This is a genomic window from Georgenia sp. X1117, from assembly GCF_057784635.1.
Genome location: NZ_CM173492.1, coordinates 1,504,066 through 1,519,783 on the forward strand (window position 1 = coordinate 1,504,066; position 15,718 = coordinate 1,519,783).

At 71.7% G+C, this 15,718-nt stretch carries 15 protein-coding genes, 1 tRNA gene and 1 pseudogene; 12 read left to right on the forward strand and 5 right to left on the reverse strand.

The window, feature by feature from the left end; translation table 11 throughout:
* Nucleotides 1-11 precede the first annotated feature (11 nt).
* From AC3D3D_RS06860 to AC3D3D_RS06890, 7 genes and pseudogenes are all read left to right on the forward strand, one after another.
* On the forward strand, nt 12-1,514 hold the full coding sequence (locus AC3D3D_RS06860) for an ATP-binding protein (protein WP_463662526.1): 1,503 nt from the start codon (nt 12-14) through the stop codon (nt 1,512-1,514).
* On the forward strand, nt 1,514-2,077 hold the full coding sequence (locus tag AC3D3D_RS06865) for a hypothetical protein (protein ID WP_463662525.1): 564 nt from the start codon (nt 1,514-1,516) through the stop codon (nt 2,075-2,077). The genes AC3D3D_RS06860 and AC3D3D_RS06865 overlap by 1 nt, the downstream gene beginning before the upstream one ends.
* Before the next feature lie 23 nt (nt 2,078-2,100).
* Nucleotides 2,101-3,852, forward strand: coding sequence for a type IV secretory system conjugative DNA transfer family protein (locus tag AC3D3D_RS06870; RefSeq protein ID WP_188550674.1), 1,752 nt, complete (start codon nt 2,101-2,103; stop codon nt 3,850-3,852).
* Between the two features lie 83 nt (nt 3,853-3,935).
* Entirely contained in the window at nt 3,936-4,382 is a 447-nt protein-coding gene (locus tag AC3D3D_RS06875; protein WP_463662524.1) for a single-stranded DNA-binding protein, read from the forward strand.
* A 19-nt stretch (nt 4,383-4,401) separates the two neighbouring features.
* Nucleotides 4,402-4,995, forward strand: coding sequence for a hypothetical protein (locus AC3D3D_RS06880; RefSeq protein WP_188550676.1), 594 nt, complete (start codon nt 4,402-4,404; stop codon nt 4,993-4,995).
* Complete coding sequence (locus AC3D3D_RS06885) at nt 4,992-5,231, forward strand: hypothetical protein (protein ID WP_188550677.1); 240 nt, start codon at nt 4,992-4,994, stop codon at nt 5,229-5,231. The genes AC3D3D_RS06880 and AC3D3D_RS06885 overlap by 4 nt, the downstream gene beginning before the upstream one ends.
* A 177-nt stretch (nt 5,232-5,408) precedes the next feature.
* Nucleotides 5,409-6,461, forward strand: a pseudogene (locus tag AC3D3D_RS06890) (recombinase family protein); the annotation flags it as partial.
* On the opposite strand, the gene AC3D3D_RS06895 reads toward AC3D3D_RS06890, so the two are convergent.
* From AC3D3D_RS06895 to AC3D3D_RS06905, 3 genes are all read right to left on the reverse strand, one after another.
* The gene (locus AC3D3D_RS06895) at nt 6,372-6,677 is read right to left on the reverse strand and encodes a hypothetical protein (RefSeq protein WP_463662523.1); all 306 of its coding nucleotides are present in this window, start codon (nt 6,675-6,677) and stop codon (nt 6,372-6,374) included. The pseudogene AC3D3D_RS06890 and the gene AC3D3D_RS06895 sit on opposite strands and share 90 nt — an antisense overlap.
* Before the next feature lie 382 nt (nt 6,678-7,059).
* A tRNA-Ala gene (locus AC3D3D_RS06900) sits at nt 7,060-7,135 on the reverse strand.
* Nucleotides 7,136-7,246: 111 nt separating this feature from the next.
* Nucleotides 7,247-8,389 (reverse strand): hypothetical protein, encoded by a 1,143-nt coding sequence (locus AC3D3D_RS06905; RefSeq protein WP_463662522.1) that lies wholly within the window; start codon nt 8,387-8,389, stop codon nt 7,247-7,249.
* A gap of 188 nt (nt 8,390-8,577) precedes the next feature.
* Between AC3D3D_RS06905 and AC3D3D_RS06910 the strand changes: the two genes are divergently transcribed.
* Nucleotides 8,578-9,372, forward strand: coding sequence for a hypothetical protein (locus tag AC3D3D_RS06910; protein ID WP_463662521.1), 795 nt, complete (start codon nt 8,578-8,580; stop codon nt 9,370-9,372).
* Between the two features lie 130 nt (nt 9,373-9,502).
* Here AC3D3D_RS06910 and AC3D3D_RS06915 read toward each other — a convergent pair whose 3' ends face one another.
* Nucleotides 9,503-10,105, reverse strand: coding sequence for a GNAT family N-acetyltransferase (locus AC3D3D_RS06915; RefSeq protein ID WP_463662520.1), 603 nt, complete (start codon nt 10,103-10,105; stop codon nt 9,503-9,505).
* Nucleotides 10,106-10,259: 154 nt separating this feature from the next.
* Here AC3D3D_RS06915 and AC3D3D_RS06920 point away from each other — a divergent pair, with 154 nt between their 5' ends.
* Entirely contained in the window at nt 10,260-10,928 is a 669-nt protein-coding gene (locus tag AC3D3D_RS06920) for a 5-formyltetrahydrofolate cyclo-ligase (protein ID WP_463662519.1), read from the forward strand.
* A 77-nt stretch (nt 10,929-11,005) separates the two neighbouring features.
* On the opposite strand, the gene AC3D3D_RS06925 is transcribed toward AC3D3D_RS06920, so the two are convergent.
* On the reverse strand, nt 11,006-13,753 hold the full coding sequence (locus AC3D3D_RS06925) for a penicillin acylase family protein (protein WP_463662518.1): 2,748 nt from the start codon (nt 13,751-13,753) through the stop codon (nt 11,006-11,008).
* A 128-nt stretch (nt 13,754-13,881) separates the two neighbouring features.
* Between AC3D3D_RS06925 and AC3D3D_RS06930 the strand changes: the two genes are divergently transcribed.
* From AC3D3D_RS06930 to mscL, 3 genes are all read left to right on the forward strand, one after another.
* Nucleotides 13,882-14,259 (forward strand): FmdB family zinc ribbon protein, encoded by a 378-nt coding sequence (locus AC3D3D_RS06930; protein ID WP_463662517.1) that lies wholly within the window; start codon nt 13,882-13,884, stop codon nt 14,257-14,259.
* 160 nt (nt 14,260-14,419) lie between these two features.
* A complete protein-coding gene (locus AC3D3D_RS06935) occupies nt 14,420-15,070 on the forward strand; it encodes an SAF domain-containing protein (RefSeq protein ID WP_463662516.1) in 651 nt (216 codons plus the stop codon).
* 81 nt (nt 15,071-15,151) lie between these two features.
* On the forward strand, nt 15,152-15,565 hold the full coding sequence (gene mscL, locus AC3D3D_RS06940; protein WP_463662515.1) for a large conductance mechanosensitive channel protein MscL: 414 nt from the start codon (nt 15,152-15,154) through the stop codon (nt 15,563-15,565).
* Nucleotides 15,566-15,718 lie beyond the last annotated feature (153 nt).

Here is a 15,718-nt window from a genome sequence, read left to right on the forward strand (position 1 = left end):
GGGCTGTCACTATGACCGGCGAGGGAGACGAGCGGGAGCGGCTGCACACCTCGGTCCTCGTCGCCCCCGCCGCCGAGCGCCGCCGCCTGCGCAGGCAACGCCGGAAGGCAGCCGCCAAACTCCTGACCGAGCAGCATGCCGCCGAGAAAGCCGCCGCGCGCGCGAAGGCCGAGGCTGAGCGCGCCGAACGCCGCGCCACCCGCTACCTACCCGCCGCTGGCGAACCCGGCCCGGCTGCGCTCAGGTCACCGGGTCGGTTCCGGCTCCCGCGCCACCAGGACACCTCGGCGACGTTGGCGGGGGCGTATCCGTTCGTCGCCGAAGGCGGGCTGGGCTCCGACGGGGTGTTCGTGGGCCAAGACCTCTACTCCGGCGGCAGCTTCGTCTACGACCCCTGGGTCTTGTACGCCCGTGGCATCATCACCGCACCCAACGTCGTGTTGGCCGGGATCGTCGGCTCCGGCAAGTCGAGTCTCGCCAAGTCCCTCTACACCCGGTCCCTGCCGTTCGGGCGCCGCGTCTACGTCCCCGGCGACCCCAAAGGCGAACACACCGCGGTCGCGAACGCGGTCGGAGGCCGGGCGATCGTCCTCGGCCACGGCCTGAACACTCGGCTCAACCCTCTCGACGAGGGCCACCGCCCCGGCGGGCTCAGTGATGAGCAGTGGAAGACGACCGTGGCCTCCCGCCGCCGGGACCTCATCGGCGCCCTGGCGGAGACCGTCCTCGCGCGCGGGTTGACGCCATTGGAGCACACCGCCATCGACCTCGCGTTGACAGCCACGGTGCGGGAGAACGACGTGCCGATCCTGCCGATGGTCGTCGACCACATCCTCAACCCCAGCACCTCAGAGGCAGACGCCGACAGTCGATTGGCCGAGGATGGCCGGCTCGTCGGCCACGCCCTACGCAGGCTCGTCGCTGGTGACCTTCAAGGGCTCTTCGACGGACCGAGCACTGTTGCGTTCGACCCGTCGCTGCCGATGATCAGCCTCGACCTGTCGCGGGTGACGGAGAACTCCACCCTCATCTCGGTGCTGATGACGTGCTCCAGCGCGTGGATGGAGTCCGCACTGCTGGACCCGGCCGGTGGGCAGCGGTGGGTGATCTACGACGAGGCCTGGCGTCTCATGTCCCACCCGGCGCTGTTGAAGCGCATGGACGCGCACTGGCGGCTCGCTCGTCATTACGGGATCGCGAACATGCTGATCTTCCACAAGCTCTCCGACCTCGACAACGTCGGCGACCACGGCTCAGCCATGCGCTCCCTCGCCAACAGCCTGCTGGCGAACGCCGAGACGAGGATCGTGTACCGGCAGGAATCCGACCAGCTCGGACCTACCGCCACCGCCCTCGGACTGACCGGCACCGAACAGAAGCTGCTCCCCTCGCTGGGGGTCGGGCAGGGGTTGTGGCGGATCAAGGATCGCTCCTTCGTGACCCAGCACCAGCTTCACCCCGCCGAGCTGGGACTGTTCGACACCAGCTCCCGCCTCACCCAGGGGGTCATCTGATGGCATCGAAGAAGCCACGCCGCACCACCGGGCAGGACCGGGCAGAGACCCCGGTGCTGCTGCCACACGTCATCGTCACAGTCGCCGAAAACGGTGCCCTGGACGTCACCGTCGACGGCACACCGTTCCCGCCACCACAACAGGGCGCCGCGTGGACGCGCAGCACCTTCGGTGAGCTGATGGACGCGATCACTGCGGACCGGACCATCGCGGTGCGGATCGAGGTCCGCGAGGTCGACGGGTCCGTGTTCACCGACCTCATCCGCGCCCGCAAGCCCACACCGGCAGAACCCGCGGAGACCAAGCCGCAGGAACAGCGTGACAAGCACACCAAGACCAAGCAGGGGCCGGAGCTGGTGGAGGTCACCGGTGAGGGGTTCGTGCCCGGTGAGGACATCGCGGTCGCCGTCGTCGTCGCTCACACCGACGCCACCGGCACCGGCCACGCCCGCGCCCTGATCGACACCGACCAGCTCGCGCCTGTCCTGGCCGGCGGCGCCGGTGAGGTCGTGCTGCTGGGACGGGTCTCAGGCACCCTGCACATCCGGCGGTTCTCACGGTGACCGGGCAGCGGCAGACTGGGAGCATGGGCGATGAGCTGACCAATGCCGCCATCGTCACCCTGATCGGTGCCTTCGGCTTCGCGCTCGTCCTGCGCGCCGCAGGATCAGCGGCCGCGCTCCTCACCGGCACACCCCAACCCGCCTCCGGCCCTGCATCCGGGCTCAGAGTGCTGTTCAACCCCGCCGACCCCGCGACGGCGCTGGATGCGGATGGTCTGAACCCGGCTGCGTACTGGATCACTACCGCCGTCCTGCTCGGCGTGCTCGCTGCGGCGGGGATGTGGGTGTGGGTACGGCTGCGTCGCCACTCGCGCAAGGTCGAGACCGACCCGCGTCGCCTGGCCGGCACCGCCACGGCACATGAGGTCACCCAGACCGCGTCTTCGAAGGCATTGCTACGCCGCGCCGCGACGTTGCGTCCCTCGCTCGACGAGGCCGCACCGTCCGATGTGGGCTACCTGTTGGGTCGTTCGCGCGGCAGGCAGGTGTGGGCTTCGGTGGAGGACTCGATCCTGCTGATCGGCCCACCCCGCTCGGGTAAGGGCCTGCATGTGGTCATCAACGCCATCCTGGACGCGCCCGGCGCTGTCGTCACCACTTCGACGCGGCCGGACAACCTCACCGCCACCCTCCGCGCCCGCCAACGAGACGGTCGGCCGGTGGCGGTGTTCGACCCCCAGCACCTCGCAGAAGGCATCCCCGCCGGGATGCGGTGGTCACCGATCCGCGGCTGCCACGACCCCCTGACCGCGATGATCCGCGCCACCGGACTCGCCTCCGCCACCGGACTCTCCGCCGGCGGGGTGGAATCCGGCGGGTTCTGGGAAGGCAAGACCCGCACCGCCCTCCAAGCCCTCCTGCACGCCGCCGCCCTCGACCACCGCCCACCCGCGGAGCTGTTCCGCTGGACTCTCGACCCGACCGCCGCCGCCGAGGCCGTCGCCATCCTCACCAACACCACCCAGGCCGCGACCGGGTGGGCGGACTCGCTCGGGGCGATGATCGACTCAGACCCCAAGACCAGGGACTCCATCTGGCAAGGCGTGGCGCTGGCCCTCGGAGCCCTGGCCGATCCTCGCGTGCTGGATGCGGTCTCACCGGGGCCGGGTGAGGGCTTCGACCCCGAGACTTTCATCCAAGACCGCGGCACCCTCTATCTGCTCGCCACCGGCGCCGGAGCCGGCGCCTCGGCCGCTCTGGTGGCGGCGTTCGTCGAAGACCTCATCGAGACCGCCCGCCGGATCGCCGCACGCTCACCCGGCGCACGCCTCGACCCGCCGCTGCTGCTGGCACTCGATGAGATCGGCAACCTCGCCCCGTTGCCCTCCCTGCCGACGCTGATGGCCGAGGGCGGTGGCACGGGGATAACGACCCTGCCGGTGTTGCAGTCGTTGGCCCAGGCGCGGGAGAAGTGGTCCGACAACGCCGCCGGAGCCATCTGGGACGCCTCCATCGTGAAGGTCATCCTCGGCGGTGCCTCCAACTCCCGCGACCTCCAAGACCTCTCCACCCTCATCGGCGAACGCGACGAATACACCGACTCGGTGACCCTGGGCGATCACGGCACCCGCTCCAATCAGCGCTCGGTGCGCCGGGTGCCGATACTCCCGCCGGACCGGATCAGGACCCTGCCGTTCGGCACCGGGGTGACCCTGCTGCGTGCCGCATCGCCGATCGTGACCGATCTGCGTCCTTGGCCCTCGCGGTCTGATGCCGCCCAGCTCAAGGGTGACCGGGCCGAGATCGAAGCGCTGTTGCGCCGCCCTGGCTCCTGACCACGTCTGGTCGCGTGGGTGCACCTGTCTGACACGAGCGGTCCTGCACGTGGGGTCGCGTGATGTGTCAGGAGGAGAGTCAGATGGCTATCCGCACCCAGCAGTCGTTCTCGGGGTTCGTGGCGTCCGACCCGCAGCTCAGCCACACCGAGAGCGGTGATGCCCGCCTGTTCATGAAGGTCGGCAAGGAGCACTACCGGCAAGAGGACGACGGGTCGTTCACCCAGACCGAGACCACCTTCCACAACCTGGTCGCGTTCAATGCCGCCGCCGAGCAGGGCCACGAACGTCTGGCCAAGGGCGACAAGTTCGTCGCCGAGGGGTACGTCCGCGAGTACACCTACCAGCGCGACGGGCAGAACATCGAAGGCGAGGAGTTCGTCGCCCGCCGCCTCGGCCATGACATGGCCCGCACCCGCTACGACGTCGACCGCACACCCCGCCGCACCGCACCCGAACGCGACTCCGCCGCGTTCACCGCACCCGAGCGTCGACCGGCCACCCAGTCGGCGCCGGCCGTGAGTATGTGACCGACAGGGGCTATCGACGATGAGCAAGCACACTCCCGAACCAGACGAACCCGACCACCCAGGCGACGAGCCGGACTATCTGGACGACGAGCCCGACACCGACGACCCAGCCGGTAATGTGGCTGAGCCACCGCACCCGGTGAACTGGAACCTGCTGAGCGCCGATGACCTGGAAGCCGAGTGGCTGGCGCTCAATGACTGGGTCGCCTGGCTGCGCCGCACCTACGGGCTCCCCGCGTCGGTGGTGCCGCCGTTCTGGCACCGCCACCCCGAACTCCTCTGGGAACTATCCGCGCTGCACCTGCACTGGCTGTGCGCCTACGACCCCGAACAGAACGGGTCCGCACCCAACGGCTGGCACCGCGACTTCGCCGACACCCGCAATCGGCTCCGCGAATGGGTAAGTGCTTCCGGCACCCGCCTCGACCGGGACCGGACCACCCGCCAGACCGTCTGGCCTGGCGAGGACCCCGCACCGCCGGTGGAGGAGACCGTGATCGCCGACCGGGGTGAGGACTTCGTACAGTTCGTCTTCGAGCAGGTCCAAGCCCGCCGCGAAGCCGAGGAGGCGTTCTTCCGCACCCTCGATGAACCCACCGGAGAAGTCTCATGACCCGCCCACACCGGCCCGCACGAGACGAGCGCCTGCCGGAGCGGATGCGCGACTACCGCATCGAGGCCGAACCACGGCAGAGCCCGGACCTGCACAAGCTGGTCCAACTGTTCATCGGCGTGGCCCGCGCCCGCACCCAAGATGCCCAACGCCCCGCACCATGGCCCGAGCCGGACAGTACCGGGCCTGTCGGAGGCGACGAGGTAGAATCGAGCACGCAAGAAGCCAACGGCTGAACCCGCGCGTGGTTCAGCCCGTGGTGCGCAGTCCTGTTTGGCCTTCGTGGCTTACCCAGCAGGAACCGCTGAAGCGGAACCCGCTGGGTCGTGTTTCCCCGTTACGAGTCGCACCGCACCAGCGGACCAAGTCCCGCTGGTGCTGGCCCGACCATTCGGGAAGGGAAAACACGACCCATGAGCACCACAACACAAACCCCCTCTGCCACCGAGGTTCTGGATCACATCGGGGAGACCACCACCCTGGCGGTCTCCTACCTGCGCGTCTCCACCAAGGAACAGGCGTCCAAGGGCGGACGGGATGAGGGCTTCTCCATCCCCGCCCAGCGCGAGGCGAACCTGCGCAAGGCCCAGGGGTTGAACGCGATCATCGTCGAGGAGTTCATCGACGCCGGTGAGTCCGCACGTAAGGCCGACCGGCCCGAGCTGATGCGGATGATCGAGTACGTCAAGACCCACCAGGTCGCCTACTGCATCGTCCACAAGGTCGACCGGCTCGCCCGCAACCGCGCCGACGACGTGACCATCCACCTCGCCCTCAAAGAGGCCGGCGTCATGCTCGTCTCCGCGACCGAGAACATCGACGAGACCCCCTCGGGGATGCTGCTGCATGGCATCATGTCCACCATCGCGGAGTTCTACTCCCGCAACCTCGCCGGCGAGGTCTCCAAGGGCATGAACCAGAAAGCACGGAGTGGTGGCACCAACGGCAAGGCCCCGATGGGCTACCTTAACGTCACGCGACGCGACGAACTCGGCCGTGAGGTCCGCGCTGTGGAGGTCGATCCCGACCGGGCACCGCTGGTCAAGTGGGCCTTCGAGGCCTACGCCACCGGGAACCACTCCACGATCAGCCTGCGCGAAGAACTCATCGACCGGGGCCTGACCACCGTCCCGACGCCGAAGCGGCCCTCGAAGCCGCCGGTGCTGTCCACGATCCACAAGATGCTCACCAACCCCTACTACAAGGGCAGCGTCCGCTTCCGCGGCGCCACCTACGAGGGCCTACACGAACCCCTCGTCGCCCCCGAGGTCTGGTACCGCGTCCAGGGCGTGCTCACCGCGCATCAGACCTCCGGGGAGAAGACCCAATCCCATGACCACTACCTCAAGGGCAGCCTCTACTGCGGCCAATGCGGATCACGCTTGACGTTGACCAACGCCAAGAGTCGCCGCGGCGTGATCTATCCGTACTTCATGTGCACCGGGCGGCACGCCAAGCGCACCAACTGCGAACGCAAGTCCATGTTCGTGCCCGACATCGAAGCCGCCGTCGAGGACCACTACCGGCACATGCAGATACCCGAACACGTTCTGCCAGCGCTCCGTGAGCTGGTCACCAGCGAGTTCGACCGACTCCACCAGGTCGCCAAACAAGAGGCCCAGGGGTACAAGGCCGAACGAGACGCCCTGCGCGACGAACGGCAGAAACTCATGCAGGCCCACTACGCCGGCGCAGTACCCCTCGACCTCCTAGGGACCGAGCAAGACCGCATCGCCCGTAGGCTCGCGTTCCTCGACGCCCAGCTCAACGCCGGGGACATCGAATACGAGCAAGCCAAGGCGCACCTGGATGACTGCCTCGCCCTCGCAGGCGACATGCACGCCATCTACATGAGCATCAACGACTCGCTACGGCGGATCGCCAATCAAGCCTTCTTCGACAAACTCATCGTCCACGACGACGACACCATCCACGCCGAACCCGGAGTGCCGTTCAACGTGTTCCTCGACCCGGACGTCCAGACCCTCGCCGTCCGCCGCCAAGGACAGACAGTCGAATCCGGAACTCAAACTGGTGATGTCGTTGGTTTGAACAACGACCTTCTGGTGGAGCTAGGGGGATTCGAACCCCCGACCTTCTCATTGCGAACGAGACGCGCTACCAACTGCGCCATAGCCCCATGCGCACCGGCGGGCCGGTGAGCGAGAAAAAGTCTAGCACCGAGCCCCGGCCGGATCCCCGCCGGTCGGAGTGTCCTCCGTCATGACCGGGCCCGCGGCGCGGCCGACGCTCAGGCGCCCTTGGCCCGCCGCCGGGCCAGCGCCGCGTCCAGATCGAGCACCGAGGCGCGCGGGGCCCCCGGCTCCGGGGCGTCGGCCCCCGAACCGGCGACGACGCTCGAACCCATCGAGCTCGGCCGCGTCGGGCGCAGCGGGACCCGCGCCGAGGGCGCGGCCGGGGCCTCGAAGGCCGGGGCGGTCCGGCGCGGCGCGTCCGAGCCGTCGCCGGCCCAGCGGGAGGCCGGGACCGGCACCGGGGTCCAGCCGCTCTCGTCCTGCGCGGTCTGCGCCGGCGCATCGCCGCGACCGGTCCCCTCAGCCCCGTCGTGCGCGGGCACGAGCCGCTCCTGGCGGTCGGCAACCGTCCCGGCCGCGTCGGACACCCCGGAGGTGAGCCGGTCGGAGGAGACCGTCGCCCAGGTCCGCGCGGCGACATCGTCGGAGCGGGTCGAGGTCTGACCGCCGGTCTCCCCGGCGGCGATCTGTGCCGTCGCGTCCGCCGCACCCGGCTCGGCAGCCGCCTCGATGCCCGCTTCCAGCTCGCGCTCGCGCGGACGGCGGGACAGGGCACGCAGCTCGCCGTCGATCCGACGGATCTCGGCCCGGTCGACCGAGTTGAGCGTGCGCCGCTCGCCCGCCGCGCGCACGGACAGCGCGACGACGGCCACGAGGAGGACGGCCGGGACGATGACGGCGGTCAGGTGCCATCCCGCATAGCTCACCAGCGCCCACGCCGCCACGGTGAGCAGCCCGAGGACCACCTGGTACATCACGCGCCGGTTCCGGGCGGCGTCGCGGCGGCTCATGCGCGCGGCACGCTGCGACCGGGCGTGCGCGAGGTCGCGGGCGCGCCTGGCCGGCTCGGAGAGGCGGGGCTTGATCGTGCTCATGGCTCGTGACTCCGGTCCGATGGGCAGCAGCTGCGGTGCGGTGGGTCGGTGCGCCGTGTCGTGCATGACGCGACCGGGATGGCCGGGCGAGGCCCGGCCCCGACGTCCGCCGTCGCCGACGGTCGCCAGGACCCGCAGCCGGTCCGAGTGCCGGTCCTCCAGCCGCGTGGCGGCCATGAGGCGGCGCCGGTCCGCGACCGCGGGCAGCGCGTAGACCAGGAGCATGACCACCGCCGCAGCGAGGACGTAGCCCTGAAGATCCACGCATCCCACGCTAGGTCGACCCCCGCGCCCCGCCGTGGAGGCGCGCGGACGTGATGGTGACCGCTCTCCATTCCAACCGGCTCCGGGCAGGATCTCGCCTACCTAGACTCCGTCCCAGCCCCCCAGGGGCGACCGGACAGGCCGCCCCGGCCTGATGGCACACCCATCCGACCCGAGGAGAACCACCCATGCGCAGGACCACCCGCTGGGCCATCGCCCCGATCGCCGTCGCGACCGCCCTCACCCTCGCCGCGTGCGGCGGGGACGACGAGGAGACGAGCTCCCCCGCCCCCGTCGAGGAGCCCAGCGAGCCGGAGGCCCCCGAGGAGCCGGAGTCGGAGTCGGAGGACGCCCCCGAGGAGACGGAGTCCGAGGACGCGCCGGAGGAGACCGAGTCCGAGGACGCCCCCGAGGAGTCGGAGTCCGACGAGCCCGCGGCGGACGGCGAGGCCGGTGCCGGCTCGGCCGCCCCCTGGGCGAACCCGATCACCGAGGACGGCGAGCTGCTCGGCACCATCGAGCTCGGCGACGTGACCGTCGACGTCTACGAGGTCGCGCGCGACCAGGCCACCCGCTCGAGCATCTGGGCGGACCCGGACACCGAGGAGCCCATCGTCAACGAGGGTGACGACGTCCTCGTCCTCAACTACGTCGTGACCAACAACGGCGAGCCCGTCAACCTCAGCTACGGCCTGGTCGAGGTCGGCCTGAACTACGACTCCTGGCCCTACATGCAGCAGCCCTCGGTCGCGGACAACGACCTGCTGGCCGAGCTCGGTGTCAACGACAACGGGGTCAACTCCGACTCCCTGGGCGAGGACGTCTACACGCTCGGCTCCGGCGAACAGTACTCCGTCGGCCAGGTCATGCTCCTCCAGCCCGGCGAGGCCTACACCATCGAGGCGGAGTTCGAGGGCCGCGACGAGGCCGGCGAGCGCAACGGCGACGAGCGCGAGGGTGAGCTGACCGGCACCGTCGAGTAGTCCGGCACCCGCTCGCACCGCGGGCGACGCCACCGGCGTCCGGCCCCGTCCCGCACCCGCGGGGCGGGGTCGTCGTCGTTCATCGGCCGGCGTTCACCGGCCGGCGACGGCCAGGCGCCGGCCGGTCCCCCTACCGGCCGCGGTCGAGGCGACGCCGGACGGCCCCCGGACCGGGTCCGAGGTCACCCGCGATGAGGGCGAAGGACCGGTGGTCGCGCCAGTGCCCGTCGACGAACATCAGGCCACGGCGCACCCCCTCCTCGACGAACCCGAGCTTGGCCACCACGCGCAGGCTGGCCGCGTTGCCCGGCCGCACGTCGATCTCCACCCGGTGCATCCCCAGCTCGTCGAAGAGGTGGTCGACGAGCAGGGCCACCGCGCGCGGCGCGATCCCCCGGCCGGCGACGTGCTCGGAGACCCAGTAGCCCACCGAGGCCGTCCAGCTCGACCCACGACTGATCGGCTGGGCCGTCACGGCACCGACGAGCTCACCGTCGCGCTCGACGACCAGGGACAGACCCGTGCCCGCGCGCGCCTGGTGGCGGACCTCCTGCAGGTGCTCGGCGAAGGTCGCCCGACGCGCGGGGACCGGCGGACCGGCCGACCACGGCGCGAGCCAGTCACGGTTCGCCGCCAGCAGGGCCTGCCAGCGACGACGGTCCCGACGGCGCAGCGCCCGCACGCGCACGTCCTCGTCGACGAGGACCGGATCCCCCACGCCCTGCTCGGCCACCCCCCGAGAGTAGGTCCCCCACGCCCCCGCTCCGACCGCCGGACGGGAGGCTCGGACGACCCGTCGACCACCCCGCTTCGCTGACAGCGATATCGTCAGACGTACCCATCTCCGAGGGCTGCCGCGCCTCGCGAACCTTGGCATGATGGTGGGCATGCACCGGGGCATCCTTGACCTTCCGCGCGTGGACCACCTGGACCTCGACGAGTCGAAGCAGGTCCTGCGTGATGCCGTCCGGTCCCACCGCGCCCGGCGTGGCGAGCACGAGCGTTCCCGCGCCGGGATCGACATCGCCCGTCGTCTGCTCCCGCTGCTCGACGGCGCCGGGACCGTCGCCCTGTACGTCTCCCGACCCACCGAGCCGCCGTCGCTCCCGACGGTGGAGACCCTGCACGAGGCCGGGGCACGCATCCTCCTGCCGGCCCTCGGGCCCGGCCTGGCCCGCGCCTGGGCGGAGTTCGCCGGCCTGGAGGACCTCGCCGAGCGTGCACCGGGGCGCCCCGCGGAGCCCTCGGGCGAGTCGCTGCCCTCGGAGGCGATCGCCGAGGCGGACGTCGTCATCGTCCCCGCCCTCGCGGTCGACCGCCAGGGCAACCGGCTGGGTCAGGGCGGCGGCTGGTACGACCGGGTGCTCAAGCTCATCCCGGAGGGCACGCCCGTGTGGGCCGTGCTGTTCGAGGGCGAGCTCGTCGACGGCACGCTGCCGCACGGGGAGAAGGACGTCCCGGTGACCGGCGTCGTGCAGCCCGGCGGCGTGACGGTCCTGCGGCCCGGACCCGATGGTTTCGGGAGCCTGTCGACCGAGTCCACCGCCTCGGTCTGACCCGGGACCGCCCGGCCCGGCCCGGCTCGGCCAGGCTCCGCCCGGCCCGGCACGCCCCCGCCCGATCCGCGGCGCGCTCAGTGCGCGTCGGGCGTGAGCACCAGGCGGTCCTCCTCTGCGGCCTCGACCGCCTCCCGGCTGAACGCCCACGGGAAGGTCTCGCCGGTCACCCAGGCCTCGGCCTGGTCGTCGTAGTGCCCCGAGGCGGGGTGCCCGCTCGTGCCCGAGGAGGTCACCCAGGTCGAGGCGTCCAGGTCCGCCAGGTCGACGACCATCCGCATCGAGGGGCCGGCGGTCACCCGGTAGCTCGGCCGCCCGTACTCGTCGCGGGCGGTCGCGTCGTAGGAGGTGGCGTTGACGATGGACGGACCGCCCGAGACGCCCACGGGCTCCGGGTTGACGAACTGGCGCACGAGCGTCGGGACGCCCTCCCCGCCCAGGACGGGGTGGCGCGGCTCGAAGGTGTGCAGGTCGCCCCACCGCCAGGTCGCGGGGTCCTTCCCGAGCCGGGCGGTGAGCTGGTAGCGGCCCTGGACGAGGGCCTGGCCGAGGATCTCGTCGCGGGTCTCGACGACGTTGACGGTCGTGCGGTCGTCCCAGTGCCGGCCCTCGGGGTCGGCGAGGTGCTGCTCGAGGACCTGGAGCCAGCGCGCCCCTCCGCTCGGCGCCTGCGCGGCGGGCAGCTCGTCCCCGAAGGTCATGTCCAGGACGTCGACCCACACGGCGTTGAAGTAGGCCGCCCCCGGGGAGTCGACGTCGTTGGGGTACCCCTCGGCCGCCCAGTCCTCGAGCAGGTCGACCGCCTCGGCGACGAAGGGGTCGGTGACGTCGACCTCGAGGAGGTAGGGCACGAGCACCTCACCGAAGGGGCTGGCGTCGTCGAGCATGATCTCGTCGGCGTCCTCGACGGTCAGCGGCTCCCCGGCCGCGATCTGCTCGGTGAGCAGGGTGCGGATCCGTTCGGAGCGGTAGCCGGCGTCGTAGTCGCCGGTGAGGAAGGGGTCCATGTCCACCGGCTGCACCGCCTGGTTGGCGGCCACGATGAACCCCTCGGCGGGGTTGAGCGCGGCCGGCATGTCGGCCGGGTCGACGTAGCCCTGCCACTGGTAGCGCTCGTCCCAGCCCGGCCGCGGCCAGGACCCGTCCGAGGGCAGCGGTGCGTCGGTGACCTCGGCGCGCACCGGGATCCGTCCCGGCGCCTGGTAGCCGATGTCCCCGTCGGTGGTGGCGAAGACGATGTTCTGGCTCGGCACCTCGAACAGGGCGGCCGCGGCGGCCACGTCCTCGGCGTCGGCGGCCCGGTTGAGGGCGAACACCGCGTCGCCGGTGCGGCCCGGGGTCAGCGCGGTCCAGCGCAGCGCCACGGAGTACCCCTCGAAGTGGGCCTCGGGCGAGTCCTCGGGCACGGGGACGCCCGCGGCGGCCCGGGTCCCGGTGAGGACCTCGGAGACGATCGGCCCCTCGGCGGTCTCGAGCACCTCGAGGGTGACCGGGCTCGCGCCGTCGACGAGGATCGTCTCCGTGCGTCGCTCGAGGGGCATGCGCTCCTCGCCGCGCAGGTAGGTGCCGTCGGAGAAGGTCCGCTCCAGGGACAGGTCCATGACGTCGGCCCCGAGGTTGGTCAGGCCCCAGGCGAGGTCGTCGTTGTGGCCGATGATCACCCCGGGCATGCCCGCGAACGAGAAGCCGGTGACGTCGAAGGTGCAGTCCGCGGTGAGCTCCACGCAGTGCAGGCCGACCTGGTACCAGAGGTTGGGCTGGTCGATGGACAGGTGCGGGTCGTTGGCGAGGATCGGTTCCCCGGTGGCCGTGTGCTCGCCGGCGACGACGAAGGAGTTCGAGCCGATCCCGTCGCCGCGCCCGAGCAGGACCGGGACCGCGTCCAGCGCCGCTCCCGCCCGCACGACCGAGGAGGCCGCGTCCCGGCCGTCCGCATCCACGGCACCCGCCTCGGCGTCGGAGCCGGCGTCGGGGCCGGCGTCGGCCTCGGCGGAGGGGGCCTCGGCCCCGGGCTCCGACGGCGTGGCCTCGTCCGAGGGGCTCTCCCCCTCCTCCGCCGGGGCGTCGGAGGGGCTCTCACCGCCCGCGGCCGCGCCGTCGCCGCCGTCGGGCAGGATCGGGGAGTGCCGGTCGACGGGGTAGTCGGGGAACAGGCCGTCGACGACCTCGACGTCGCCGAACATCGGCCGCAGCGCGGCCGCGCGCGAGACCTCGTCCTCGTAGTTGCCGCGCAGGTCCCAGGCCATCGCCTTGAGCCAGGCCAGGGAGTCGATGCCGGACCAGGGCTCGATCTCCCCGACGTCGGTGGTCAGCGACAGCACCGTGTACTCGATGCCCAGCCGGGACGCCTCCCGGTCCTCGAGGTAGGCGTTCACCCCGTCGGCGTAGGCGGTGTAGAGCTCGCGGGACTCCTCGCTGAGCAGCTCCCACTCCTCCTCGGCGACGTCGCGCCACCCCATCGTCCGGATGACCATGTCCGCCTCGATCGCCTCGGGGACGTCGCCGACGAGCTCGGCCATGCGGCCGGCGGTGACGTGGCGGCGGTAGTCCATCTCGAAGAACCGGTCCTGGGAATGGACGTAGCCGAGGCCCGCCATGAGGTCCGCGTCGGTCTCAGCGTACAGGTGGGGCACCCCGCGCTCGTCCCGGATCACCTCGACCGGTGCGGTCAGGCCCGGGACGTGCTGCTCGCCGGAGTGGTCGGGCAGGGGGCGACGCACGAGGTAGGTGGTCACCGCCGCCAGGGCGAGACCGAGGAGGAGCACGACGGCGAGCACGCCGACGAGCACCTTGCGCCAGGTCGAGGTCGGGGATTCCGCTGCCACCGACCGAGCGTATGCCGCCGGCCGGGCCCGGCGACGCAGGTCACTGCGCGCGTGCCGCTCTCGGGGCTACCATTGGCACTCGACGAGGCCGACTGCTAACACGGCCCCAGAGACCGGAGGTCCACGAGGTGCCGACGTACGCCTACCGCTGCACGATGTGCTCCCACGAGCTCGAGGTGAAGCAGTCGTTCAGCGACGATGCCCTGACGATCTGCCCCGACTGCGGCGGCGCCCTGCGCAAGCTCTTCAGCTCGGTCGGCGTGGTGTTCAAGGGCTCGGGCTTCTACCGCAACGACGCCCGCTCCTCCACCTCCGGCGGGTCGGGGTCGTCCTCGCGCTCCGGCGGGTCGACCTCCTCGAGCGGCTCGGACGCCGCCGCGTCGTCCGCGGGCGGGTCGGACTCCGGCGCCTCAGCCCCGGCCGCGTCCGGATCGGGCAGCGGCGGGTCCGCCTCGACGTCGGGCTCGAGCACCGCCGGCGCGAAGGCCGCCGGCTCCGCCGCCTGACCGGTCCCCGGTCCGCAGCCCGCCCCGCACGGAGCGGCGACGACCGTGCGAGTCGCTGACGCGCCCCGTGGGTCCCACAGGCACGGCACGCACCCGCTGATCCACAGGGCCGCCGAGGCTCCGCGGGGCCGCGGGTGCCCGCGCACCTAGCGTCGCGGGCATGAGCCGAGCCGCTCCCCCGCCCTCCCGGACCACCGGCGCCCGCCTGCGACGCGCCGCCTGGCGCTGGCGCCACGCGATCGCCGCGGTCTGCCTGGCGCTGGCGGCCTCGATCGCCGTGGCCGAGCTGCGGCCCCCGCCCCCGCCGACGACGGCGGCCCTCGGGGCGAGCGCGGACCTGCCTGCCGGGCACGTCCTCGAGGAGGGCGACCTCACCGCGCTCGACCTGCCCGCCGAGGTGGTCCCCGCGGGCGCGCCGGTCGACGCGGCCGACCTGCTCGGCCGGCCCCTGGCGGTGCCGCTGCGCGCGGGGACGATCGTCGCCGACGGCATGCTCGCCACGCCGAGCGTGGCCGCCGCCCCGGGGGAGGTGGTCGTGGCGGTGCGCATCGCGGACGACGGCAGCGCGGGGCTGGCCTCGCCGGGCGTCCGCGTCACCCTGCTCGCCCCACCGACCGACGGCGGGCCCGCCGAGACGGTGGCCGAGGACGTCCTCGTGCTCGCGTCGATCAGCGAGGAGGGCGGCGGACTGCTGGGCAGGGAGGAGAGCGACGTCACGGAGATGTACGTTTCAGCAAGCCCATCCGACGCTAGTCTCCTCGTTGGCTCCAGTGCCTGGACCCCGTTGAGCGTCGTTCTCGGGCCCACCTGACGGGGACCGGCGTGGGCCGGGACGTCCCGACACTGCTCCCACCCATCCCCCACCCGTCAGCCAGCCCACCGGAGGAACATCATGCTCAACGGCTTCAAGGAGTTCATCTCCCGAGGTAACGCCATCGACATGGCGGTCGGCATCATCATCGGTGGCGCGTTCACGCCCATCGTCACCGCGGTCACCGACCGCGTGCTGCTGCCCCTCATCGGCGCCATCTTCGGCCAGCCGAACTTCGACTCCGTCGGCCAGTTCGTGGTCAACGGCGCCACGATCCAGCCCGGCGCGATCGTCACCGCACTGGTCAACTTCCTGCTCATCGCCGCCGCCCTGTACTTCGCGGTCGTCATGCCGATGAACAAGCTCGCCGAGCGTCGCAACAAGGGCGCCGAGGAAGAGGAGGAGAAGGCGGACGACGTCCTCGTCCTCGAGGAGATCCGCGACCTGCTGCGCGCCGGCAACACCGGCACCACCGGAGCCGGCCAGCAGCTCTGACCTCATCCGCGGCCCCGTCCCACCGGGGCCCGCCGACGGCCCGTCACCGCGAGGTGGCGGGCCGTCGTGCGTGCGGGATGGGCTGCAGCGGGTGGGTCGCCCCTGGCTGGTCGGACGAGAGCCGTCGTGCGTCCGGGACGGGCGCGGCCTGCG